Here is a 23,068-nt window from a genome sequence, read left to right on the forward strand (position 1 = left end):
TTGAAATAACATTTCACATTTTCATGGCAAATCCAAGATGTCTAAAGAAAAGATTGTATTCATATCAGGAAATTTTAATATTTTCCATCCTGGGCATTTAAGGTTATTTAGATTTGCAAAGGAAATTGGTAATAAACTAGTTATAGGGGTTTTTAGCGATAGGGTCGCAGAAGATTTGGCATTAATTAATCAAGAGTTTCGCCTTGAAGCGATTAAAAACAATTTATTAGTTGATGAAGCATTTCTTTTAGATGAATCTTTAGAGGATTGTCTTCTGAAAATTAAGCCGGATTTTGTAGTAAAGGGTAAAGAGTATGAATATAAATCGAATCCAGAGGAGGAGATTTTAAAAAGATATGGCGGTAAATTAATCTTCAGCTCAGGTGAAACTACTTTCACTTCCGATGACCTAATACGAGGAGAAATTAATAAGGTAAAAAAATTATCAATTACATTACCAGATATGTTCATGAGTCGTCATTCGATTACTAAAGAACGTTTAATTGAGTTGGCCGCTAAGTTTTCAAAAGTTAGGTTGTGCGTATTGGGCGATCTTATTATTGATGAATATATAGATTGTGAGCCTTTGGGTCTATCACAAGAAGAGCCAACCATAGTTGTGACTCCTGTTAATTACATGAAATTTATTGGCGGTGCAGGCATTGTCGCTGCACATGCTGCTGGTTTAAATGCAAATGCAAACCTGATCTCCATTGTGGGCAATGATCCCACATCAGAATATGCTACAAATCAACTGAAAAATTATGGAGTTAGTGCAAAATTAATTGTGGATGAATCACGTCCAACCACCTTAAAACAAAGATTCAGATCAAAGGAGAAGGGCTTATTACGAGTGAGCTATCTTCATCAAGAAGAAATTTCAGAGAAGTTACAGATGGAGATTATTGAAAATATTGAAAGCATGATTAATAGTCTTGATTTAATAATATTCTCAGACTTCAATTATGGTTGTCTTCCTCAAAAGTTAGTTCAAAAAATAATAGATATTTCAAAAAAAAATAACGTAATGTTATCTGCAGATAGCCAATCATCTTCCCAAATTGGTGATATTGGACGATTCAAGGAAATGAATCTAATTGCCCCAACTGAACGTGAGGCAAGGATTAGTATTCGGGACAATAATAATGGCTTAGTGATAGTGGCTGAGAAACTGATGGATTATTCCAAGGCTGACAATATTTTGTTAAAAATGGGTTCTGATGGTTTATTGGTTCATGCTGGAAGTAGTGGAGATAAGTGGGTTACGGAGCGTATTGAGGCACTAAATTCTTCAATAAAAGATGTTTCCGGCGCAGGGGATTCCCTACTAATTGCGAGCTCTTTAACATTGGCTGCAGGTGGAAATATTTGGGAGGCTGCTTGTTTAGGTTCAATTGCGGCGGCAATACAGGTATCAAGAGTGGGGAATACTCCTCTAACAATAAATGAAATTATTGATGTGTGTATTTCATGAAGGCAATTTTGTTAGCAGCTGGCTATGGTAAGCGATTGCGACCTTTAACAGAACACAAACCTAAATGTTTGATTGAGCTTAATGGGAAGCCACTATTAGATATATGGATAAATAAGTTAATTAATTTAGGGGTTGATGAAATATTAATTAATACTCATTATCTTGCAGCCCAAGTTGAGGAGTTTGTTTCTAAGCACAAATTTAGAGATAAGATTCAGTTGTCTCATGAAAAAGAAATTGAAGGTACGGCAGGTACATTAATAAAAAATATTGATTTTTTTGGGAGTGATGATGGATTATTGATTCATGCTGATAACTTTTGCGCGGATAATCTTGAAAAATTTATATTGGCGCATAGCAAAAGACAAGAAATTTGTGACATCACAATGCTTACATTCCAATGTGAGCATCCTAAGGAGTGCGGGATAGTAGAGGTAGATAAAAGAAAAATAATTACTAAATTTTATGAAAAAGTTGATGGTTTTAATGGAAACATGGCTAATGGTGCAATTTATTGCATTTCTAAAAATGCATTATTAGAAATTAGTGAGAAATTTTCTAGTGCGGTAGACTTTAGTAACGAAATAGTGCCAAATTTTCTAGGGAGAATCTACTGTTATCAATCAAATCAATTTTTTATCGATGTTGGAACAATAAGGAACCTAATAAAGGCTGAAAATTTCCTAAAAGGGCAGATTTATTTATAGAATAAAAGAACTGACTTTAAATGACGTGCCAGTGGATGACAGAAAATCTCTCTCTCTCTGAATGAAAAAGATCTAGCAATTGTAATTTCTAATACATGTCTATCCATTGAGCTTCCAGGGATTCCAGAGTGAAGTGCATTAGAGTTTTTAAATAAGACACAGGTACCAGGGGGATGATCATTAAGCACTTGATCTTCAATCTGCAAACTTCCTGAGGCAATGCTTAAGCCAGAGCAATAAATCATAATTTTGAGATGGCCTGGAAAAAATCCATCCAAATGAAGAGCATTTGGCCCGAATCTTTCACTATTTGGCTTCGAAGTCCAAGCCCTAGTGTTTATGATTATAAAGGGAGATTTCGTTAAGGGCGCTATAAGATCCTTGATGGATTTATGTAAATATCTTATTAAATCAAGGCAATCAATATCATAGGTTTTGATGTTGGCATCAATTCTTAATTCAGTCGCACTATCATCATAAAAAGAAGAAAATAAATAGTCTGATTTATGTGGGATTACACAATTGGATAAATTGATTACCGAACTACTACCCAAAAAAATTTTGCTTAATAGCTCATCATTGAATTTAGGTGGTAATTGGAAAATATAATATTTTTTTAAATTACCATAAAATAATACAATTAAAATATTATGAATTAAGAAGAGGAATCTAGATGGTGATAACAAATAAGACTTACAAGTGCTTAGATAATTTTTAAAAATTTTATTTTTGATTATTTTTTCCATGTAAATGACTTTATATTGTTATAGTAGTTAATAAAAAACCGAGGAAATATTTTTCTAAAGTTACGTAAGGTAGATATGATTAGGGCGTTAATAAAAAGATTAAATGTTAAAAAATCAGAATAAGATTTGTAGTTTAGAAATAAAAATTTAAGAATATGGGGATAGGAAGCAAAGAAAGAGCTTTCTTTGAATAATTCCTTAAGGTTGCAGTATTTGCTGGAATCTAGCAAATCAAGGGAATGTTTGATTACATGCTTCTGCTCAGACCAAATTTTTGCGCCTAGGCTAAAATTATTTTGGCGAATATAAAATTTATGAAGAGTAGAGGGAACATACCAAAAACCTTCAATTAGTCCAATCATGCTATAGGCAAAACTATCACAGTGCCATTCAAGAAAGGGATCATTAAAAGGGGTTCTGATAAGTTTAGCTATATTTACAAAAGAGCCTCCACCATTAATTATAAAAACGCCTTTTCTCATCAGATCTTTTACTTTTTCAGGAGAAAAGTAAATAGGGGCATCAGATCGAAAAAAAGATCTTTTAAATTGATTGCCATCAGGATCTACAAAAATAACATCACCACAAATTAATTTTGCATTTATATCATTAATAACAATTTTATTAATATTTTCTAATGCGAAGGGATCTAATTCATCATCAGCAGATAAGAAGGTGGAAAAGGTACCGGTTGACTTCGAAATTCCGGTGCCAACTCCTGCTGCAGGTCCTAAGTTATGATCGTGGAAGAAGAGGCTAGCATTAGAATTAGAATTAATATAACCATTAATTACAGAAATACTTTCATCAGTTGAGCAATCATCAACTAAAATATGCTCATAATTATTGTAAGTTTGAGCTTCAACTGATGCAAAATTCCTTGGTAAAAAATTTGCATCATTGTAGTTCGTAGTAATTACTGAAAATTTAATATTGTTCAATGGATAAAAATGAATAAAAATGTGTTGGTGAGTGTTTTTATAGCAGCCTATGATAATCCAAGTTATACAAGGAAAACAATACAATCTATCATAGATCAGTCTTATAGACCAATAGAAATTTTATTATGTGATGATTGCTCCCCAAACAGCCTAGAAATTCTTATGCAAGAATTTAAGGAATTTCAATCTCCCGATTTAATAATTAAATATTTTAGGCATGATAAAAATATTAGGGGATTGGATAATATGATATTTGGATTTGATCAATGTTCTGGTAAATATGGAGTAAATATACAGCATGATGAATGGTGGATCGATTGTAATTTTCTATCTGAGACAGTCGATATCATGGAAAAAGATCCGGAGTGTAATTTATGTATAGGAAATGCATACGAGGAAGACAATATTGGAATAAAAATGCTTAATATTCCAAATAAATATATTATCAATAAATGGAACACATTAACTGGAGAGGAATATATTAATATATTAGGTTCCGATGGAATGGGATATCCTCCATGGTCTTCAGTGATATTCAACGTGCCAAATTTAAGAAAATTAGGTGGATTTCACTACCCATACAATTTACCTAAGTCATATGCAGATAAATTAGGCATTCTTCCGGACGAGTTTTTCGCCTCCCAATTCTTATTGTCGAGCATAGGAAATGTAGCCTTATCTGATAATATAATTAGCATTAGGGGTAGACCTGAAAATTCATTTACATTATCGAATAACGATTGGCATAAATGCGTTGGCCAAGCTGCCTTTGTAATACACTACAATTTAATGACATCAAACCATAAAGGTATATATATAAAGGCCATGAAAAAAAGGGCTAAAAAGATGTTAATCTTATATCCGGTTGAACGAATTAATGTAAAAATTCTTGAGATATTAAATTTCGATAAAGAAATGAAAAAAATGTACTATATTTCATACCTATATTTTATATTTAGAAAATTTAACTATTATATAAGAAATATAAAAAAAATAATAAAAATTCAAAAAGAAAAAGGTTTTAAAAATACTATTATTTATGTATTAAATAGAATTAAATCAAAAGGATTTATTTCTGCAATATTTCAGATTAAATGAATAATATAATATCAATTATAGATAAAGCAGTAATTTTTTCAGTTATAAATAAAGTGTGGTCTGTATTATCCGGAATTTTATCAATATATTTTCTTACAAAATATTTAAATGATAATGAAATGGGTTACTACTATTTAATTAGTAGTATTTTGGGAATACAAATTATTTTTGAGGGCGGATTTTCATCTGCACTAATGACTTATTATAGTAAGTACAGAGATATATCTTTATATAAAAATGGTGAGCTAAAAAAATTACTTAAATATGCAAAAAAATGGTACATCAACATATCAGCCCTTTTTTTATTAATAGTATCAGTATTTGGATACCTATTTATCAGTTTAAAGGGAATAACAGGGTTTTGGGAATACCCATGGTTCCTTTCTGTTACATTAACATCTCTAAGTATATTATTTCTCCCATACATTACTCTGTTGGAGTCATTGGGACATTTAGGCTCAATACAGGGATATAAATTAAATTTTGCAATCATTGGATCAATTTCAAGTTGGTTATTAATTGCTAATGGATTTGGAATTTATTCTATAGCCTGTATATTGTTATTTAGCATTTTTAGAGATATGTTAATTTGCATAATATATAGAAACAAATTAAAAATAATACTGAACTCAAATCATTGTGAAAAGAAAATTTTTATTTTTTCAGAATTGAAGGTAATGAAAAATAAATTGGCTATTTCTAACCTGTCTATGTATTTCGGCTTTAATCTTTTTATTCCGGTAATATATTACTACTACGATAGTGAAACGGCTGGAAAAATGGGACTAACTTGGTCGGCCTTAACAGCGATTCAAGGTATTGGTGCTGCAATTTTATATACTAAATATCCTTTATTAGTAGAGTTGGTACATAAGAAAATTTATTCACAGGCAAAAAAAGAGTGGTTTAAAATATCATTATTCTCAACCATAATAGTATTAATATGTCTTATAGTATTTAATATTATATACCTTATTATGAAATTTAATAATATTTATATAATTGAAAAATTTACTAATTTAACTACAATTTTTATACTTATTATTGGAATACTCGCTCTTCAATTAATAAATTGCTTGAATATAGCGATTAGAAGTTTCGGCAAAGAGCTATTAATGAATGTTAATCTAATTTGTAATTTTATTACTGGATTAATGATAATCTTAATGGGAAAAAATTATTCAGTGATAGGAATTGCTACTGCATTTACGTCAGTTATATTAATAATTTCATTACCTTGGGAAATTATAATATTAAAGAAATTATGGCGAGAAAATGTCAAAGTTTAATATACGCAATGAATATTTAATCACTAACATGATTTTTATGTTATGTTTTTTCCCCACTACTATTTTCTTTTTGCTGCCTTATGAAACTCAACCCTTATACGCTATTTTTTGTATTTATTTAATATGTATTAAAATTAGATTAGATGATAAATTAAAAATTTCAATTCTATTTTTTTTAGTGGTTTTGCTATATGTTATATTATCCGTTATAACTTATGATGAAAATATTTTTAATATATTAATTAATGGATTTAGTTATTTTTGTCCGATATTATTATATTTGTCAATTTACAATAGAATGGGATATTTAAGTTATAAAGTATATATTTTTAGCTTATTAATTTGGTTAATAGTAGGGCTAATTCAAACTTATGATTTTTTTTCATTGCTAAAACCATTTTTGCTAGAGATAGGAAAGTTGGCATTTTCAGATAGATTTCTAGTGAACCCTACGAATGATGGACGCGGTGCTTTTTTCTTGGCATCTGAACCGTCTATTTCAGCTCCAACAATTATTTTGTTTATCGGTACAGGCCTTTTCTTTTATTTCAAAGATAAGAATTTAATTAAAACATTTACGGCGCTTATGGCCTGCATATTTATGGTTTATCTAAATAAATCAGCAACATTGGGTGTCGATTTGCTTGCTATGCTACTTGGGCTGCTAATTTATCTATTCATCATTTCAAAAAAATATAGGTGGGTAGTTGTAGTAATTTCTCTAGCAGTACTTTTTTTGCTAATTAATATCTCCATTTATTATAGCGAAGATTCTCGCCTTTTTTTATCAATATATAAAATTATTGATGCCTTTGATAGTGATAGGTCTATTTTAGACATTGCACTAGAGTTGGGTTCAGCAAGGGTACTTCCTTTGCTTTTAGGCTATATGAGCATTATTGATAATTATGGATTGGGTCATGGAATTGCTTCATGGGCCATTCCTGGGAGTAGAGAGCTGGTTCAAGATGCAATAGGAATCAACATACATGATTTTTCATACTATGGGTATTCTGCATCAACAATACCATACGGAGATATTGTTAAACCACAGTCCTTCTTTTCTTTAATATCATATGATATGGGAATTTTTGGCTTAATTGTTACAACTATAATTATTTTAGTTTTTATTGGTAAGTCCAATAGACTTAGCTGCTCTTATAAATCATATATTTTCATTTTTCCTGCAATTGTGTGGCTTTTATTATTTGGCCTTGTAACGCTTCCAATGCCGTGGGTCATGTTTGCATACGCTAATTATTTCCGGAGAACTAATTAATGTATTTTAAGTTATCAAAGTTAATCAAAAGAATAATTGAGCCAGTAAGATTTAAATATATTAAGAGATACATCAACAAAGAAAATTCCTCGTATCGAATATTGGATATTGGTTGTGGATCTCAATCTCCAGCATTAACAAAGTACTGGATAAATACTTCCGAATATCATGGTGTCGATAATGGATATTGGGAGGATGACGTCGAGGGATATAAGGATATTGATAAATTTTACATGCTTGACTTAAATGATGGTTTGCTAGATAAAATTCCAGAAGACCATTTTGATATCATTATATTAAGCCACGTAATTGAACATATTAAAAATGGAGAATTTATTATTTCTTCATTATGTTCCAAGCTAAGAAGAAATGGTCTAATTTATATAGAAACTCCAAGTGCTAGAACAATCAACTATCCATCTGCTATTGGGTTTCTCAATTTTTACGATGACCCAACACATATTCGTTGTTACCATGATTCTGAGATATTACCTGCGTTACAAAATAATAATATGAAAGTAATGAGGATTGGCTGTAGATGTGACTTATTTAGAGTTATTATATTTTCTCCCATTGCAATTATTATAAATTTAGTTTATTGGTTACCATTTAAAAGAAAAATTTGCTCTCATGGTTTATGGGATATTTTATGCGTATCAAAAATATGGATTGGAGTAAAAAAATAAATGAAAAAGATTTTTATTACAGGGGGTGCAGGTTTTATTGGAAGTAATATTATTGAGTTCATTTCTAATAAATTTCAAAATGTTGAAATAACTATTTATGATAATTTATCCAATGGTAAATTTAATTTTATTAAAAATATTATTACTAAATACAGTTATAATTTTATTAATGCTGATTTATTAGATTTTGACACATTGAGTAAGGAAATTATTCATAGCGATCTAGTTATTCATCTCGCAGCAAATTCTGATATAGCTTTGAGTTCCAAAAGTACCTCTCTCGATCTCCAGCAAACTGTTTTGGCAACTTATAATGTCTTAGAAGCAATGAGACTAAATGGAGTAAAAAATCTTATTTACTCGTCGGGCAGTGGTGTTTATGGGGATATAGGAGAAATTTCTCCAGGCGAAGATTTTGGACCCTTATATCCTGCGTCGATGTACGGTGCCACCAAGCTGAGTGCTGAGGCAATGATTTCTGCGTTTTCATCTTTGTTTGAAATCAACGCTTTGATATTTAGATTTGCTAATGTAATAGGTAAAAACCAGACTCACGGAGTTGCTTATGACTTTATCAACCGGCTTTGCGATCAACCAAGTAAATTAAATATATTTGGAGATGGATACCAAAGTAAATCCTACGTTCATGTTGATGATGTCATTGAGGCAATTTTTTATATTACAAATATGCAACTGAAGGGAGTTAACACATTTAATTTATCTTCTGGTGATTACATAACAGTACGTGAAATTGCTCAAATTGTGGTTGAGGAAATGAAACTTGTAAATGTGAATTTTGAATTTACTTCGACCCCTTATGGCTGGCCTGGAGATGTTCCAATTGTAAGAATTAACGATAATAAGCTAAGGGAATTGGGCTGGATCCCTAAATTAAACTCTCGTGATGCAATGCGGTCTGCAATAAGAAGTATGTTGGCCGCTAGGAGTGATAAAGATTGAAGGTGATAGTCTCATGCTTGCTGCCGGTTTTTAATGAAGACTCCAAAATTCTGGATGAGACCTTATGTAGCATCTCTAATCAATCTTTTAAATTCTTTGAATTGATAGTAATTGATGAAAGCACAGACATTAAAACTCTGCGTTTGCTTGACCAATTTAGACTAAAGGATGAAAGGGTAAGAATAATAAGACCCGAGGTCAGATTAGGACTTGTTAAGTCATTAAACTTGGCGCTTAAATATGCAAATGGGGAATTTATAGCGCGTGTGGATTCAGATGATCCTCTCAAGGAGGGGCGATTTGATATGCAGGTATCATTTTTAAAGCACAACCCTGAGATAGGAGTGGTTGGATCTTCGATTGAATTAATTGATCAATTTGGATCATTAATCGGCGTTAGAAATTATCCAATTATGCATAAGGAAATTGCTCTAGCAGGGGCAATTAGGAATCCAATTTCTCATGCAAGTGTAATGATGAGAAGGGATATAGTTGTGCCTAGCGGAGGCTATGACGAAAGATTTCAAAGGTCCGAAGATTATGAAATGTGGATGAGGCTAATCGGCGATGGCGTTAATTTTCATAATCTAAAAACTCCTTTGATACAGCATCGAGTGGCCAATGAGTTCCGTAGGGATAGATTGAATTGGTATTTTAACTTGCTAGTTAAGTTACGATATTTTAGAGCCAATAATATATTTCAAAGACTCCTTGGTATTGCAATTTCATTGGCTTTTTTAATTACACCAAAAATCTTTCATAAATATTTTTATAACTATTATAATTATAAGAAATTACTAATATAAAATTAATGGATTAAATATGATTTTTTGTAGAAGCCCATTGAGAATTTCTTTGGGAGGTGGCGGAACAGACTTACCATCATATTATAGAGAACACGAAGGTTTTTTGATCGCCGGTGCAATCAATAAATATGTGTATATTAATTTACTTACTCCATTTGCAAAAAAAATTATTTTAAAATACTCGCAGTTTGAGAGTGTTGAAAATATAGATGATGTGTCTCATCCAATCATTAGAGAATCGTTAAAACTTAGTGGGATTCCTGATCCTCAGATTGAAATTACCACCATGGCTGAAATTCCATCGGGAACTGGTCTTGGCTCTTCGGGAAGCTTCACTACAGCCCTTTTGAAGGCGCTTTACGTGCAAAAAAATATAGAATTATCAAAAGAAGAGCTTGCAAAGCTAGCCTGTCACTTAGAAATTGATGTTCTTGGTGAGCCTATCGGCAAACAAGATCAATACATTGCAGCATATGGCGGCTTGAGATGCTTTAAATTTCATGCTGATAATAGTGTGAGCGTGGAAGACCTTAATATTAGCCCGGATATCCTGAATGAGCTTGAGAAAAATTTATTACTATTTTTTACTGGATTTTCAAGATCAGCTAGTTCGATATTGAAAGATCAAAAAGATCGCTCACAAAGCAATGATAAAGAAATGATAGAAAATCTTCATTTTGTAAAAGAGCTTGGCCTTGAAAGCAAAATTGCATTAGAAAGTGGGAATCTTAAGCATTTTGGCGCATTAATGCATAAACATTGGGAGCACAAAAAAAGACGATCAGCTGGCATGAGCAATGAAAATATTAATGATTGGTATGACCATGGAATCCGAAATGGTGCTATTGGAGGAAAGGTAGTGGGTGCAGGTGGTGGAGGTTTCTTAATGTTTCTGGCCTTTGATCGGGAAAGGCTGAGATCTGAAATGAAATCTCAGGGATTAACTGAGGTGCCATTCAGTTTTGATTTTGAGGGTACAAAATTGATATCGGGTATGTGATGCTTCCAGTCGTGATACTTGCTGGAGGTTTAGCAACTAGATTGCGCCCCTATACCGAGACGGTTCCTAAGGCTATGATAACGATTGCTGGTGAACCATTTATCTCGCATCAGTTAATTTATCTGAAAAAACAAGGAATCACAAACGTAATTATGTGTCTTGGATATTTGGGTAATGAAATTAGAAATTATGTTGAAAGTAAAGATGGATTTGGTTTAAAAATATCATATTCCCATGATGGCGATGAATTAGTTGGCACCGGGGGTGCAATCAAGAAAGCCTTGCCACTTCTGACAGATATTTTTTTTGTTCTGTATGGTGATTCCTATTTGCCAATTAATTACGAAACTATCGAAAAATTTTTCTTTTCAAAAAATTATTCAGCACTAATGACTGTATTTGAAAATAATGGAAAGTTTGATAAGAGCAATGTTAGATTCTCCAATGATATAGTTTTAGAGTACGATAAAAAAATATCAAAAAGTGAAATGAGGCACATAGATTATGGGCTAGGAGTATTGAGAAAATCTCTTTTTGATGATCGGCCAACAAAATTTGATCTTACAGAAATTTATTCTTCGCTTGCTGCTAAAAATAAATTGGCTGGATTTGAGGTGTTTGAAAGATTTTATGAAATTGGATCTTTCAATGGAATCAAAGATACTAACATTTTTCTAACGGGGAATTAAATGCAATACATAGAAAGTCATCTGAAAGAATCACTTGATATTTTAAATAAAATTGATAAAGAAGTTTTATCAAGTATGATTGACTCAATAGTGTCAACACGAGATGCTGGCGGTAGAATATTTTTTCTGGGCGTTGGTGGCAGTGCTGCCAATTGCTCTCATGCAGTAAATGATTTTAGAAAAATATTAGGCATTGAATGTTATGCGCCAACTGATAATGTATCTGAATTAACGGCAAGAGCCAATGATGAGGGATGGGCAACAATATTTTCTGAATGGTTGCGAATTAGTAAGTTAAATAAAAATGATTTAATTTTTATATTTTCAGTAGGAGGCGGTAGTCTAGAAAAAAATATTAGTCCAAATCTAGTCGAGGCTATAAAGTATGCCGAATCTATTGGCGCCGGCATTCTTGGTGTTGTTGGAAGAGATGGTGGTTACGCTGCGCAACGATCAAAACAATGCTTGATCATTCCAACCGTTAATAGTAGCAACGTAACTCCTCATTCAGAGGCATTTCAAGCTGTCATATGGCATCTAATCGTTTCCCATCCGAAGTTAAAAATTAAAGAAACAAAATGGGAGTCAGTAAAATAAAGTGACGAAAAAAGCCGTATTTCTAGACAGGGATGGCGTTATAAATCGAGCATTTGTAGATAATGGAGTACCCAAGCCTCCTTCTACGTTAGCTGAAGTAGAAATTCTACCTAGAGCAAGGGAGGCTTTGTTTCTGCTAAAAAAGTTAGGCTTCTTACTCATAGTTATTACAAATCAACCAGATATTGCGCGAGGTATTATCAGCAAATGTAGCGCTGACAATATCAACAAATATCTAATGGATATATTGCCCTTGGATGAAATAATTCCTTGTTATCACGATGATGATGATAATTGTCAGTGTCGCAAACCAAAGCCTGGGTCAATATTGAAGGCAGTTAATTTATATGACATAGATGTAAAAAAAAGCTTCATGATTGGTGATCGCTGGAGGGATATTGAGGCAGGATTGCAGTCTGGGTGTAAGACTATATTTATAAATTATGGATATAAAGAAAAGCAACCTATAGGATTTACATTCGAGACCACATCCCTTTATGATGCAAGTATAAAAATTAAACAACTAGAAGGTAATTGTGAATATTAAAGACTTAAATGTGAAAATTTTTGCTGACGGAGCAGATTTAAAAACTATGATCCAGATGAATAGCCTGGAACATATAAAGGGTTTGACTACGAATCCTACGTTGATGAGAAAAGCTGGGGTTCTAGAATATAAAAAATTTGCAAAAGAAGTGCTTAGTCATATAACTGAAAAATCAATTTCATTTGAAGTATTTTCCGATGACTTTCATGATATGGAGCGCCAAGCGCTTGAGATATCCAGTTGGGCAAAAAACGTTTACGTAAAAATCCCAATTACAAATACGCAGGCTAAGACTAGTTACGATCTAATAAAACGCTTAACAAATCATGGGGTTAAAGTTAATGTAACAGCGATTATGACCGTCAAGCAGGTGGAATTGTTAGTTGAATGCCTGAATCCAGGGGTGCCCAGTTATGTATCAATTTTTGCTGGAAGGATCGCAGATACTGGAGTAGATCCAATTTCAACTTTAAAGTCATCTCTAAATCTAATTAAGGAAAATAGAAATGCTGAAATGATTTGGGCAAGTCCAAGAGAGCTATTAAATGTAATTCAAGCGAATGATATTGGATGCCATATTATTACAGCTACAAATGATATCTTGAGTAAGATTAACATGATTGGTTATGATCTTGATCAATATTCTCTAGATACTGTTAAGATGTTTTATGAAGATGCACGAGCATCGAGTTATTCTATCTTGTAGCCGTGATTCAAAAATTAATTCCAAATAATAGACGCATCCAAATTTGAGTCAATTAGGATATAGGTCAGATATTGATGGGCTGAGAGCAATTGCAGTTCTTGCAGTTGTCCTCTTTCACACTTTTCCAGCATGGGTTAAGGGTGGATTTATTGGGGTCGATATTTTTTTTGTCATATCTGGTTACCTAATTGCTAAAAATACATTTTATGAACTAGATAATAATATTTTTAGTCTCATTAAATTCTATGCTAGAAGAATAAGAAGAATTACTCCAGCTCTATTGCTTGTTTTAATTTTTTGCTTAGTATTGGGTTGGTTTGCTCTTTTTAGCGAGGAATACAAACCTCTAGGAAGGTATGTAGCTGCTGCTTCTGTGTTCATATCAAACATAGCATTGCTTAAAGATGCCGGATATTTTGATGCATCAGCTTATTCAAAGCCATTACTACATTTATGGAGCCTTGGAATAGAGGAGCAGTTTTATCTTGTTTGGCCACTTCTGATATGGTTTACATATATTCGTCGAAGATTTTTAGGAATATTAATTTCCGTTCTTGCAATATCATTTTTACTTAATATCGCATTAATTACTATCAATACTGAAGCAACATTCTATTTACCAATAACAAGAATTTGGGAAATAATTTCGGGTAGTCTTATAGCTTGGATTATTCATAATGGTAGACTGAAAATATTAACTAACTACAGTGAACAATTAATTTCACCTGTAGCAGTAAAACCTGCTAGAAAATTGATATTAAATTTCGTTTCAATTTTGGGGTTGTCTTTACTTCTTTTTGGTATTTATAAATTTGACTCTGGTTTACCTTATCCAGGATTATTCGCAGTATTCCCAGTACTAGGAACTACTTTCATAATTGTTTCTAGTGAAGACGCATGGGTCAATAGGGTGATTCTATCCAACAAATTGCTTTGTTGGTTTGGTCTAATTAGCTATCCACTCTATCTTTGGCACTGGCCAATATTGAGCTTCGCATGGATTTTAGAAGGAGAATTCCCTAATAGAACCCTAAGATTTAGTTTATTGCTGCTCTCAATTTTTCTATCATGGTTGACTTATTTCTATTTAGAAAAAAAGGTACGCTCATATAGACTTAGAGTGTCAATACCTGTTTTAGTTGGTGCGTTACTTATTGTTGGGTTAAGTGGGTGTTTTGTGTACTTTACAGATGGAGCTTCTTTTCGAGATTCCATAAGCTCATTTAAGTCCCAGTCAAACTCTGAAAAAATAATATTTGAGAAAATTGAAAATATTAGTTGCAAGTCTATTTTAGGTATTTCCTATGATGAAGGTATTTATTGCGAAGTTAAAACAACAAATCCCAAAGTTTTGATTATTGGAGACAGCCATGCTAGAGCATTAAATGCTGCATCCTTCCGAGGGGGTGTAAATTTAGATAGTATTATGATCGGGGTACCATCCTGCTTGCCTCTTGTTGGATTTAAATTAATCTCAAAGGGGGTGGAAAATAATTTATGTAATGAGTTACCTAAAGCAATCAATGATTTATTAATCAAATATAAATCTATCGATACTATTATTGTGGCAACAAGAGGGCCTCATTATTTTACGGGAAAAGGGTATGGACTAGAAGGTCAAAATAGTTTTTCAATAGTACCCTCCAATGGAAGCTTAGAAAGACAGCAGGATATGTTTAGAGACGGATATATAAATTTTCTAAATTACATTGGCTCAAGGAATAAAAAAATCATTTTCTTAATTCAAGTTCCAGAAATAGGTGAGGATCCTGATTATTGTCTACGAAAGAGGCCGCTGCAAATTACCTTTAATGATTGCTCCCAGTCCTTAGAAAAAGTTTTACAAAGGCAAGGAAGCTATAGAGAAATTATTAAAGAAATTCAATTGGCTTATCCCTCGCTTAGGATTTATGATCCAAATGCAATTTTTTGTGACGCAAATAAATGTTATGGAAAACGTGATGATGAATTACTTTATTGGGATAATAATCACATAAATACTAAAGCAAGCTTACTTTTGATAAATGATATGATCAAAAAAGGAATTATTGAAATTAACAAGCAATAAAGCTCTGACCTCAATACGGCCGGGCCATCATAAATTTAAGCTTGTAACTTTAAAAGTCATTTTATATTTTTAAGTAAAAATATACCCTGAGTTGCTGTGATAGATGGATCCAATTGATTAAATTGATTGGAAATAATTTCAGGAAGCATTGCAGAATTTTCACATTTGCAGGCTAATAACTCGTATCCAAGGTCATTAAATAACGATAAGTAGTCATAATGCCTCAGTCTATTCTGGTAGTGTGATGAATGATTATATTTTCCAAAACAATGATCATCGAACTGGAGAAAGTTGAGCTTGCCTATACTTGAATCAGAATAAGAATAATGATCAGTATAATCAACTATTGCTGATATAAGTCCATTAGGTTTAAGAATTCTCTTCATTGCCTGAAAAATACTTTTTAAATCATTTAATGGAATGTGTTCAAGTGTGTCTGTTGAGATACATGCGTCAAAAGAATTTTCTTCTAATGAATTGTTGACTAAATTAAATGGTGCTTTATAAGTAATTTTTAGAAACTTAAAGAGTTCGTCTGTATTTCTTAATTCATGATACTTAAGGTTCGTACAAATTTTTGAAAGCTGATTAAAAGAATTATTAACAAGACTAATGTCTAGCATTGACCTTATATCCACTAAAAGCTGGCTTTCAGCAAATTGAGATAAGTATATATTTTGAGCAAGATTTTTCCCAGCTCCAAACTCAATAATCTTCGGGGATGGTAAGGTGCTTAAATTACTTTGGTGAGTGATCCACTTTGGATTTAGGCATTGAATTTCTATGATAGATTTTTTTGTTATATATTTTTGAATAAAATACAATAGCTTATAAATTTTAAATAAGTCTATTAAAAGAAAAATGAAAGATTTTGTTTTCCAATTGATGTTCATTTTATGAAAAGAATTTTTGACCTTATGTTGGCTATATTAGCATCTGCCTTGTTGGCTGTAGTAATTATGGGCGCTTCTATTGCTATTAAATTAACTTCTAGGGGGCCTATTCTATATTGGTCAGATAGGGTTGGAAGGCTTAACCGGGTTTTTCAAATGCCTAAATTTAGAACCATGAAAGTGGATACTCCTGTTGTTGCGACGCATTTACTTCGCAATCCAGACGTACACATGACATCAATCGGTACTTTTCTGAGAAAATATAGTATTGATGAGCTGCCTCAGTTATGGTCGATTTTTGTTGGACACATGTCATTTGTAGGGCCTCGTCCCGCTTTATTTAACCAATATGATTTAATCGCACTGCGAACAAAATTTGGCGTAGAGAAGATGCTTCCTGGATTAACAGGGTGGGCGCAGATAAATGGTAGGGACGATCTTTCTGTTGAGTTAAAAGTTAAATTTGACGTTCAATATATGGAACGCCAAAATTTTAGATTTGATCTCCAAATACTGATATTAACTTTTTTTAAGGTAATTGAACATTCTGGGGTCAAACACTAATAGTCATCTACATTTTTTATGTAATTTTATTGATAGGATTGGCAAATTTATTCAAACATGAAAATCAATGCACTGATTACACTCATATCCCTAATTCCAAGAAGATTCAAGCGAATTTGTGTGTTGTTCGTCGATATTTCTTTAAGTGGATTAACATTCTGGTACTCAATATATTTATTGAGCGGTAATTGGCTTATTCAAAGTAATAGCCAATGGCTTTCAATGGCCTTTGAAATAATTGTAAGTACTGCTATTTTTTATTGTTTTGGCCTTTACAACGAAGTCTTTAGATACATTGGATCTGCTGCTTTTAAGTCAACTGTAAGAGCATTTATCTATCTTTTTTGTACTGCATTAATTGTTTTTACACTAATTGGGGTGGAAGATGTTCCGAGGTCTATCGGAATAATCCAGCCGATACTTTTATTCTGTGCAATAGGAAGTTTTCGGTATTTAATTCGTTTTATATTTTCTTATTCTAGATCCAATATTGAAAGGAAAAAGAAATCTATCTTAATCTTCGGCGCAGGTCAATCTGGGCGACAGTTACTAGCTAGTCTAAATATAGACAAAAACATAATTGTTAAGGGTTTTGTCGATGATGACACTAGGCTTCAGGGAAACTTTGTAAATGGAATATGTGTTTACAGCTGCGAAAATTTAAAGGCGCTTATTGATAACCTTGCTATTACAGATCTTATATTGGCAATGCCATCTTCATCGCGTTCTCGCAGACTTGAAGTTATTAATGCGCTAGAGGGTTGTGGAGTGCGGGTAAGAACTTTGCCCAGCGTGGTAAGTTTTGTAACCGGCCAAATTAATCTCGCAGATTTACATGACCTTGAAATGCCTGATTTGCTTGGTCGAAATGAGGTGCTCCCAGATCCTCTTGCTATCTCTCATGCAGTTTCTAATAAGGTAATTTTGGTTACTGGAGCAGGCGGATCTATTGGAAGTGAGTTATGCAGGCAGATTCTTGCGCTATCCCCTAAAGAGCTGATCTTAGTAGATAGTTGCGAATTTAATCTTTACACGATTTCATCTGAGCTAAAAGTAAAATGTCTCCCTGGAGTTAATCTAAAATTAGATGGGGCTCACCCTGAATCAGATTCAATTGCTAACCATACAAAAATCTTTTCTTATCTACTATCTATAAGAGATATTAATTCAATAAAAAGAGTCTTTTCTAGACACTGCCCAGATACGGTGTTCCATGCCGCTGCCTACAAACATGTTCCTTTGGTTGAAGAAAACGCAGTTGAAGGTATACGTAATAACGTCTTTGGTACAAAAACTATTGCTGAATTGAGTATGGCTAGCGGTGTCAGAAATTTTACATTGGTGAGTACGGACAAGGCAGTGAGACCTACAAATGTAATGGGGGCAACCAAAAGAATCTCGGAGCTAATTCTTCAGTCTTTGGCTGAGTCTGTTAAGAGTAGTCAATTACCAACCATATTTTCTATGGTTCGTTTTGGGAACGTACTGGGATCTTCAGGTTCTGTAGCCCCCCTTTTTGTGAACCAGATTAAAAATAGAGAGCCTATTACCATTACGCATCCGGATGTTACACGCTATTTCATGTCAATTTCTGAGGCTGCACAATTGGTGCTTCAAGCAAGTTCAATGTCTAGTGGGGGAGAGGTTTTTATTTTAGATATGGGTGCCCCTGTCCGTATTTATGACTTGGCGCTTAAAATGATTTATTTGTCAGGACTTACTCTGAAGGATGAGCTTCATCCAGATGGAGATATTGAAATTAAATTCATAGGTTTAAGACCCGGCGAAAAATTATTTGAAGAGCTGTTGATTGGAAATGATCCGCAGCCTACAAAACATGCAAAAATCTTAAAAGGTAATGAATCTTTTATTCCTTTGGATAAACTGAATAAAGAGCTAAAGGCCCTTGAAGAGATACTAGAGTCTAATGATCTAAAATTAGTATATGAAAAGTTGAAAAATTTGGTTCCTGAATATATTCCAAATGTCACGGCATAAATATGACCAATATTCAATTTTTGATGCAACTTAAGGTCTCTTTCTCTAGTTTAAAAATTATTTAATGTGACTTAATGATTCTAGAAGAATGAAGCTAACACAAAATAACATCGAGTTTATTAATCACGCCTCTGTGATTATTAGGGGGACTAATAGTTCAGTTTTGACAGATCCTTGGTATGAAGGATCCGTATTTCATGATGGTTGGAGGCTTCTTTATGAAAATCCTGATGATTGCATCAAGAGGATGCTGGAAGATATAAACTATATTTGGATTTCACACGAACATCCAGATCATTTCTCAATTCCTTTTTTTAAAAAATATAAAGAGATTCTTATTGATCATGAGATAAAAATATTGTTTCAAAAAACTAAAGATTTAAGGGTAGTGCAGTTTCTTAGGGGGCTTGGCTTGTCTGTAATAGAGCTTGAGTCTAATGAATTATTTGAGATAGAGGATGGGTTTAGTTTAAAAATAATCAAAGATGAGTTTTATGATTCCGCATTGATTGGATACGTCAATGGCTGCACTATTTTTAACATAAACGATTGCCCTCTTCATGAGTTAAATAGAATTAAAAACTTTAGAAAACGCTATGGCACTTGTGACATACTTTTGACGCAATTTAGTTATGCTGCCTGGAAAGGTGGTCCTGAGAATTTACAATGGAGACGAGGTGCCGCAAGGGAAAAGCTAAGGTCTTTGCTAAATCAAGGCTTAATATTTGAAGCGAAAGTAGTAATTCCATTTGCTAGTTTTGTTTGGTTTTCAAATCTTAAAAACTTTTATCTAAACGATTCAATTAATTTACCTAAGGATGTTTTAGCTTACTGTGCTGAAAATAATGCCCCATTTGATGTAATATTTTTAGCTCCATATGAAAGGCTTACTGTCGTACACTCGCCTAAAGGCCACGATCAAAAAGTAGAATCTATACAGTTTTGGGATGATGCCTATAAAATAATTTCTGAAGCACATGCTTCTACTTTTATTGACCCCTCATCATTGATTGGCCTGCAAGATTTATTTCATCGATATCGGAATCGAATTTTAGAAAAAAATTCTCAATGGCTTATATGGATCCTATCTAAAATTCCCAGATTAAATGCTTTTAAGCCGATTTTAATATTAATAGAAGATCTAGAAATGGTAGTACTGGTTGATTTCCTAAAGGGTAAATTGGAGATTTCCCAAGATCGGCCTGAAATTTCGATGCACTCAGCTTCTTTGGCTTATATTTTTAAATATCCATTTGGATTTGATACTCTTACTGTTAATGGATGTTTTGATGAAGTTAAAGCCGGTGAATTTAGTAAATTATCGAAGGTCTTCGCCTTAGAAAATTTAAATAATCTGGGAATTTATCTCAAATCATCAATAATCTTTAATGTTGATGTAATTTTTATATTTATGCGAAGATTAATGAAGGTAAAAGCGAGAATGCAAGGCGTGTCTTCAAATTAGTTATCTATAAATGGGGTATGACTAAAGCATATTGCATTTGGGATAAATCACACTATCGCCAACCTCACACACTGCTGCAGTGCCCGGTGCCGCAGCATTCTTCTAGGCATCTTCTTCCAGATCTCCTTGTCATTACGCACCTCTATAAAGTACTCTCGAATCGTAATGGGCATCATACGATCGCGCCTAAAAATAGAGCATTCAATCCACTCTGGAACGCCTTCTACTAGGCATTCTGCCTGGTTAAAGACTAGGCCATTAAATTGAGGATGGCTATTGAGTAACTTTGAGCATCCTTCAATCGTAATAAAGACTTGCCAAGATCCATCTTCGTATTGGGTAATCCCAAGTTCTTCATTAAGAGGATCTAAATGCAGATTTTGTATGGTGCGTAGTAAATGCAACATGGTTTTTGCCGGCACTTCAATCTGTAAATCGATCCAAGCCTTTAGTTGCGCCTCATCTATTTCTAGTACAGCAGCTGCGCTAGCAACTTCCTGGTTAATGAGTTCATTAAATACAAGGATAGGTTCTGCTAGGTTAGTAATAGTTTGATTAGGCGCAGGTAATGCTTCACCACCAAACTGAACCGTTCTTGCAACGCCTTCTAGATCAGTGCTTGCAAACGGATCATCTTCAGTAGTGTTAAATAAGCTTGGTAACGGATCTACTTGGCTACGATCGCCTGCATCCACATCTTTATCTGTCAATACCGTAGAAACTAATTTACTCTTAGTTGCTTCTTGCCGCTCTAAGATCTCTTTGAGGGTATGGATCCCTTTACCGGCTTTGCTGGTTTTAGTCATAGCAGCTTTCATGATCGATCTCCCAGTTGCTTTACTACTAAGCGTCGACTATTCTGTACTGCAATCTTGTAATTGCTAGCGAGCTCTGGGTGCTCTGCTTCTAAGCGCTTGCTATCTAACCTCAATGATGGTTTTGGGGCTTTCCAGGTGGCTAACACCTTTCCTTGATAGGTTAGGGTCTCCGCTTCTCTAAGTTCACTCATGATGCTTTGTTTAATGTGCGATATCTCAGCTTCTCGACTATCAATCTCACAATTGAGTATTTGTAAGCGTTTGGTCAGATCAAAAGTATCTGCTTTAGCTTCTATACTTTTCTTGGGATCGCCTTTGCTAAAAAGAGTATGGCAGTCTTGTTCGTTCATTGCTGGTGGCGGTATGTCTTTAAGAACATACTCATGCCAAAAGAACAACGCCTTTTGGATGATCATTTGTTCAAGTTCTTTATCTCTAGCAATTTCATAAATCCGAAAGTCATGATTGCCAAAGAGGACTGCAAGGTCTGCTTGTTCAATCCCGGTAATAGCTTGATACCAAGCCACTTGGCATAGGTAGGGCAGGGGCACTTCATCAGAACCTGCTATCCCCCAATCACCAGATACAAAAGGATTGGCGGTTTTGCACTCCAAAATTTTGGTAGGTGGACAATCTAATCTATCACCCATCACCAGCCTGTCGATATGCGCGCAAAACATGCAATGCTCTGGATGGATAAAAGCTGATTCATCATGAACGAGCTTTAGGCCAGTTGCGCGGCAATACTCACTAGCAACAAAGCTTTCAGCAAAAGAGCCAAAGCGCAGCGGCAAGGAATCGGTCGTAGAAGTTTCCTTACCCGTCTTTTCCATCCAGACCTGCAGGGGTGATCGAAAGCGCGACAGACCCAAAATGGCACCAATGTCAGAGCCGCCTACAAATTTAGACCGATCTACGCTAAAATCTTGATTAATAAGCATTTTTTATCCTTTATAAACAATATTAAGTTCTTTTAATAGAACAATATATCCTATTATAGTCAGAAATTATTGTGATTACAAGTGGTCAAATAAAAGCTGCTAGAGCTCTTGTTGGAATGACGGCAACCAAGCTTGCTGAGCTCTCTGGGGTTGCTTATACAACTGTTGTACGAATGGAATCTTCTAACGGCATTCCATCTGGACAGGTAAAAACATTGGATGCAGTTCAGAAGGTTTTGGAAGAGGCGGGGATTGAATTCATCGGCACGGCTGATAGCGGGGCAGGGGTGCGCTGGCGACCCTAGCTGTATTGAGCATACTTTTCTAATCCTCTGATTTAATTCACCTTTTTAATTCTTGAAAATGAAATTGGGGAATTGCTTGCGCTTAAATAAAATTGTAGCTACAATGTAGCTTATTAATGCTACAGGAGTATTCAATGCTTGAAGTCACCGTACGTTGTCGTATCGATGAGCAAACCAAAGAAAAGGTTTCTTTGGTTTTAGATCAAATAGGTATGACCTTATCGACGGCCATCCGTTTATTTTTAAAGCGAATTGCTGAAGATGGCACTTTTCCGTTTGAGCTTAATCGATCCACTCATCAGGATGTGAGCGGCATCAAAGCGGCGCTCATACACATGATCAATAGCGGGCAAGTCAGCGCGCAAGCGTTTGCAGGACTGCTTGGTGACGATTTTGACTCGAAAGCTAATCCTTCAAGCGGTGATGCAAGAAAGGGATTACTTAGCGCAATACCAGTTAAAGCAAATAAGGCACGGAATCCATAAAAAAAT

The 23,068-nt window shown here is 33.9% G+C and carries 24 protein-coding genes; 19 read left to right on the forward strand and 5 right to left on the reverse strand.

The annotated features are described in order from the left end of the window. The first annotated feature begins 37 nt into the window (after nt 1–37). Both ICV38_RS01725 and ICV38_RS01730 read left to right on the forward strand, forming a co-directional pair. Nucleotides 38–1,474 carry a PfkB family carbohydrate kinase gene (locus ICV38_RS01725; protein ID WP_215382047.1) on the forward strand — a complete coding sequence of 479 codons (1,437 nt, stop codon included), beginning with the start codon at nt 38–40 and terminating at the stop codon, nt 1,472–1,474. Next, a complete protein-coding gene (locus ICV38_RS01730) occupies nt 1,471–2,181 on the forward strand; it encodes a nucleotidyltransferase family protein (protein WP_215382048.1) in 711 nt (236 codons plus the stop codon). The genes ICV38_RS01725 and ICV38_RS01730 overlap by 4 nt, the downstream gene beginning before the upstream one ends. On the opposite strand, the gene ICV38_RS01735 is transcribed toward ICV38_RS01730, so the two are convergent. Continuing rightward, nucleotides 2,172–2,927: a hypothetical protein gene (locus ICV38_RS01735; protein WP_215382049.1), complete on the reverse strand. Its 756-nt coding sequence runs from the start codon at nt 2,925–2,927 to the stop codon at nt 2,172–2,174. The genes ICV38_RS01730 and ICV38_RS01735 overlap by 10 nt on opposite strands. After that, nucleotides 2,915–3,868 carry a glycosyltransferase family A protein gene (locus ICV38_RS01740; RefSeq protein ID WP_215382050.1) on the reverse strand — a complete coding sequence of 318 codons (954 nt, stop codon included), beginning with the start codon at nt 3,866–3,868 and terminating at the stop codon, nt 2,915–2,917. The genes ICV38_RS01735 and ICV38_RS01740 overlap by 13 nt, the downstream gene beginning before the upstream one ends. A gap of 9 nt (nt 3,869–3,877) precedes the next feature. On the opposite strand from ICV38_RS01740, the gene ICV38_RS01745 reads away from it, so the two are divergent. The 12 genes from ICV38_RS01745 to ICV38_RS01800 are packed head-to-tail and all read left to right on the forward strand — an operon-like array spanning nt 3,878 to nt 15,593. After that, complete coding sequence (locus ICV38_RS01745) at nt 3,878–4,966, forward strand: glycosyltransferase family 2 protein (protein WP_215382051.1); 1,089 nt, start codon at nt 3,878–3,880, stop codon at nt 4,964–4,966. After that, nucleotides 4,963–6,255 carry a lipopolysaccharide biosynthesis protein gene (locus tag ICV38_RS01750; RefSeq protein ID WP_215382052.1) on the forward strand — a complete coding sequence of 431 codons (1,293 nt, stop codon included), beginning with the start codon at nt 4,963–4,965 and terminating at the stop codon, nt 6,253–6,255. The genes ICV38_RS01745 and ICV38_RS01750 overlap by 4 nt, the downstream gene beginning before the upstream one ends. Continuing rightward, nucleotides 6,242–7,534, forward strand: coding sequence for a hypothetical protein (locus ICV38_RS01755; protein ID WP_215382053.1), 1,293 nt, complete (start codon nt 6,242–6,244; stop codon nt 7,532–7,534). The genes ICV38_RS01750 and ICV38_RS01755 overlap by 14 nt, the downstream gene beginning before the upstream one ends. Continuing rightward, on the forward strand, nt 7,534–8,220 hold the full coding sequence (locus tag ICV38_RS01760; RefSeq protein ID WP_215382054.1) for a bifunctional 2-polyprenyl-6-hydroxyphenol methylase/3-demethylubiquinol 3-O-methyltransferase UbiG: 687 nt from the start codon (nt 7,534–7,536) through the stop codon (nt 8,218–8,220). Before ICV38_RS01755 ends, ICV38_RS01760 begins: the two co-directional genes overlap by 1 nt. Beyond that, complete coding sequence (locus ICV38_RS01765) at nt 8,221–9,180, forward strand: NAD-dependent epimerase/dehydratase family protein (RefSeq protein WP_215382055.1); 960 nt, start codon at nt 8,221–8,223, stop codon at nt 9,178–9,180. A 17-nt stretch (nt 9,181–9,197) separates the two neighbouring features. Continuing rightward, the gene (locus ICV38_RS01770; protein WP_215382056.1) at nt 9,198–9,986 is read left to right on the forward strand and encodes a glycosyltransferase; all 789 of its coding nucleotides are present in this window, start codon (nt 9,198–9,200) and stop codon (nt 9,984–9,986) included. Nucleotides 9,987–10,023: 37 nt separating this feature from the next. After that, the gene (locus ICV38_RS01775; RefSeq protein WP_215382057.1) at nt 10,024–10,986 is read left to right on the forward strand and encodes a GHMP kinase; all 963 of its coding nucleotides are present in this window, start codon (nt 10,024–10,026) and stop codon (nt 10,984–10,986) included. Further along, nucleotides 10,986–11,675 carry a sugar phosphate nucleotidyltransferase gene (locus tag ICV38_RS01780; protein ID WP_215382058.1) on the forward strand — a complete coding sequence of 230 codons (690 nt, stop codon included), beginning with the start codon at nt 10,986–10,988 and terminating at the stop codon, nt 11,673–11,675. The genes ICV38_RS01775 and ICV38_RS01780 overlap by 1 nt, the downstream gene beginning before the upstream one ends. Then, complete coding sequence (locus tag ICV38_RS01785) at nt 11,676–12,272, forward strand: SIS domain-containing protein (RefSeq protein WP_215382059.1); 597 nt, start codon at nt 11,676–11,678, stop codon at nt 12,270–12,272. Between the two features lies 1 nt (nt 12,273). Next, on the forward strand, nt 12,274–12,819 hold the full coding sequence (locus ICV38_RS01790; protein WP_215382060.1) for an HAD-IIIA family hydrolase: 546 nt from the start codon (nt 12,274–12,276) through the stop codon (nt 12,817–12,819). Further along, nucleotides 12,809–13,525: a transaldolase gene (locus ICV38_RS01795; protein ID WP_215382061.1), complete on the forward strand. Its 717-nt coding sequence runs from the start codon at nt 12,809–12,811 to the stop codon at nt 13,523–13,525. Before ICV38_RS01790 ends, ICV38_RS01795 begins: the two co-directional genes overlap by 11 nt. Nucleotides 13,526–13,568: 43 nt before the next feature. Beyond that, entirely contained in the window at nt 13,569–15,593 is a 2,025-nt protein-coding gene (locus tag ICV38_RS01800) for an acyltransferase family protein (RefSeq protein WP_215382062.1), read from the forward strand. A gap of 56 nt (nt 15,594–15,649) precedes the next feature. Here the strand turns inward: ICV38_RS01800 and ICV38_RS01805 are convergent, their stop codons facing one another. Beyond that, nucleotides 15,650–16,486, reverse strand: coding sequence for a class I SAM-dependent methyltransferase (locus tag ICV38_RS01805; protein WP_215382063.1), 837 nt, complete (start codon nt 16,484–16,486; stop codon nt 15,650–15,652). A gap of 3 nt (nt 16,487–16,489) precedes the next feature. On the opposite strand from ICV38_RS01805, the gene ICV38_RS01810 reads away from it, so the two are divergent. From ICV38_RS01810 to ICV38_RS01820, 3 genes are all read left to right on the forward strand, one after another. Beyond that, nucleotides 16,490–17,050, forward strand: coding sequence for a sugar transferase (locus ICV38_RS01810; RefSeq protein WP_215382064.1), 561 nt, complete (start codon nt 16,490–16,492; stop codon nt 17,048–17,050). 57 nt (nt 17,051–17,107) lie between these two features. Continuing rightward, nucleotides 17,108–19,048, forward strand: a complete 1,941-nt coding sequence (locus ICV38_RS01815) for a nucleoside-diphosphate sugar epimerase/dehydratase (RefSeq protein ID WP_215382065.1) — start codon at nt 17,108–17,110, stop codon at nt 19,046–19,048. Between the two features lie 88 nt (nt 19,049–19,136). Continuing rightward, complete coding sequence (locus ICV38_RS01820) at nt 19,137–20,513, forward strand: MBL fold metallo-hydrolase (RefSeq protein WP_215382066.1); 1,377 nt, start codon at nt 19,137–19,139, stop codon at nt 20,511–20,513. Between the two features lie 47 nt (nt 20,514–20,560). Here ICV38_RS01820 and ICV38_RS01825 read toward each other — a convergent pair whose 3' ends face one another. Continuing rightward, the gene (locus ICV38_RS01825; RefSeq protein ID WP_215382067.1) at nt 20,561–21,331 is read right to left on the reverse strand and encodes a hypothetical protein; all 771 of its coding nucleotides are present in this window, start codon (nt 21,329–21,331) and stop codon (nt 20,561–20,563) included. Continuing rightward, the gene (locus ICV38_RS01830) at nt 21,328–22,272 is read right to left on the reverse strand and encodes a YqaJ viral recombinase family protein (RefSeq protein WP_215382068.1); all 945 of its coding nucleotides are present in this window, start codon (nt 22,270–22,272) and stop codon (nt 21,328–21,330) included. Before ICV38_RS01830 ends, ICV38_RS01825 begins: the two co-directional genes overlap by 4 nt. A gap of 71 nt (nt 22,273–22,343) precedes the next feature. On the opposite strand from ICV38_RS01830, the gene ICV38_RS01835 reads away from it, so the two are divergent. Together ICV38_RS01835 and ICV38_RS01840 are read left to right on the forward strand one after the other, a co-directional pair. Then, nucleotides 22,344–22,577: a helix-turn-helix transcriptional regulator gene (locus ICV38_RS01835; RefSeq protein ID WP_256441291.1), complete on the forward strand. Its 234-nt coding sequence runs from the start codon at nt 22,344–22,346 to the stop codon at nt 22,575–22,577. 134 nt (nt 22,578–22,711) lie between these two features. Continuing rightward, nucleotides 22,712–23,062: a type II toxin-antitoxin system RelB/DinJ family antitoxin gene (locus ICV38_RS01840; RefSeq protein ID WP_215382070.1), complete on the forward strand. Its 351-nt coding sequence runs from the start codon at nt 22,712–22,714 to the stop codon at nt 23,060–23,062. Nucleotides 23,063–23,068: the final 6 nt, after the last annotated feature.

This window comes from Polynucleobacter sp. MG-6-Vaara-E2 (genome assembly GCF_018687695.1).
Taxonomy (GTDB): Bacteria; Pseudomonadota; Gammaproteobacteria; order Burkholderiales; family Burkholderiaceae; genus Polynucleobacter.

What these genes read in the sequence shown, in the direction of transcription:
- ICV38_RS01725 (WP_215382047.1), top strand. Translation starts at nt 38, where the DNA reads ATGTCTAAAGAAAAGATTGTATTCATATCAGGAAATTTTAATATTTTC.
- ICV38_RS01730 (WP_215382048.1), top strand. Translation starts at nt 1,471, where the DNA reads ATGAAGGCAATTTTGTTAGCAGCTGGCTATGGTAAGCGATTGCGACCT.
- ICV38_RS01735 (WP_215382049.1), bottom strand. Translation starts at nt 2,927, where the DNA reads ATGGAAAAAATAATCAAAAATAAAATTTTTAAAAATTATCTAAGCACT.
- ICV38_RS01745 (WP_215382051.1), top strand. Translation starts at nt 3,878, where the DNA reads ATGAATAAAAATGTGTTGGTGAGTGTTTTTATAGCAGCCTATGATAAT.
- ICV38_RS01750 (WP_215382052.1), top strand. Translation starts at nt 4,963, where the DNA reads ATGAATAATATAATATCAATTATAGATAAAGCAGTAATTTTTTCAGTT.
- ICV38_RS01755 (WP_215382053.1), top strand. Translation starts at nt 6,242, where the DNA reads ATGTCAAAGTTTAATATACGCAATGAATATTTAATCACTAACATGATT.
- ICV38_RS01760 (WP_215382054.1), top strand. Translation starts at nt 7,534, where the DNA reads ATGTATTTTAAGTTATCAAAGTTAATCAAAAGAATAATTGAGCCAGTA.
- ICV38_RS01765 (WP_215382055.1), top strand. Translation starts at nt 8,221, where the DNA reads ATGAAAAAGATTTTTATTACAGGGGGTGCAGGTTTTATTGGAAGTAAT.
- ICV38_RS01780 (WP_215382058.1), top strand. Translation starts at nt 10,986, where the DNA reads ATGCTTCCAGTCGTGATACTTGCTGGAGGTTTAGCAACTAGATTGCGC.
- ICV38_RS01785 (WP_215382059.1), top strand. Translation starts at nt 11,676, where the DNA reads ATGCAATACATAGAAAGTCATCTGAAAGAATCACTTGATATTTTAAAT.
- ICV38_RS01805 (WP_215382063.1), bottom strand. Translation starts at nt 16,486, where the DNA reads ATGAACATCAATTGGAAAACAAAATCTTTCATTTTTCTTTTAATAGAC.
- ICV38_RS01810 (WP_215382064.1), top strand. Translation starts at nt 16,490, where the DNA reads ATGAAAAGAATTTTTGACCTTATGTTGGCTATATTAGCATCTGCCTTG.
- ICV38_RS01815 (WP_215382065.1), top strand. Translation starts at nt 17,108, where the DNA reads ATGAAAATCAATGCACTGATTACACTCATATCCCTAATTCCAAGAAGA.
- ICV38_RS01820 (WP_215382066.1), top strand. Translation starts at nt 19,137, where the DNA reads ATGAAGCTAACACAAAATAACATCGAGTTTATTAATCACGCCTCTGTG.
- ICV38_RS01825 (WP_215382067.1), bottom strand. Translation starts at nt 21,331, where the DNA reads ATGAAAGCTGCTATGACTAAAACCAGCAAAGCCGGTAAAGGGATCCAT.
- ICV38_RS01830 (WP_215382068.1), bottom strand. Translation starts at nt 22,272, where the DNA reads ATGCTTATTAATCAAGATTTTAGCGTAGATCGGTCTAAATTTGTAGGC.
- ICV38_RS01840 (WP_215382070.1), top strand. Translation starts at nt 22,712, where the DNA reads ATGCTTGAAGTCACCGTACGTTGTCGTATCGATGAGCAAACCAAAGAA.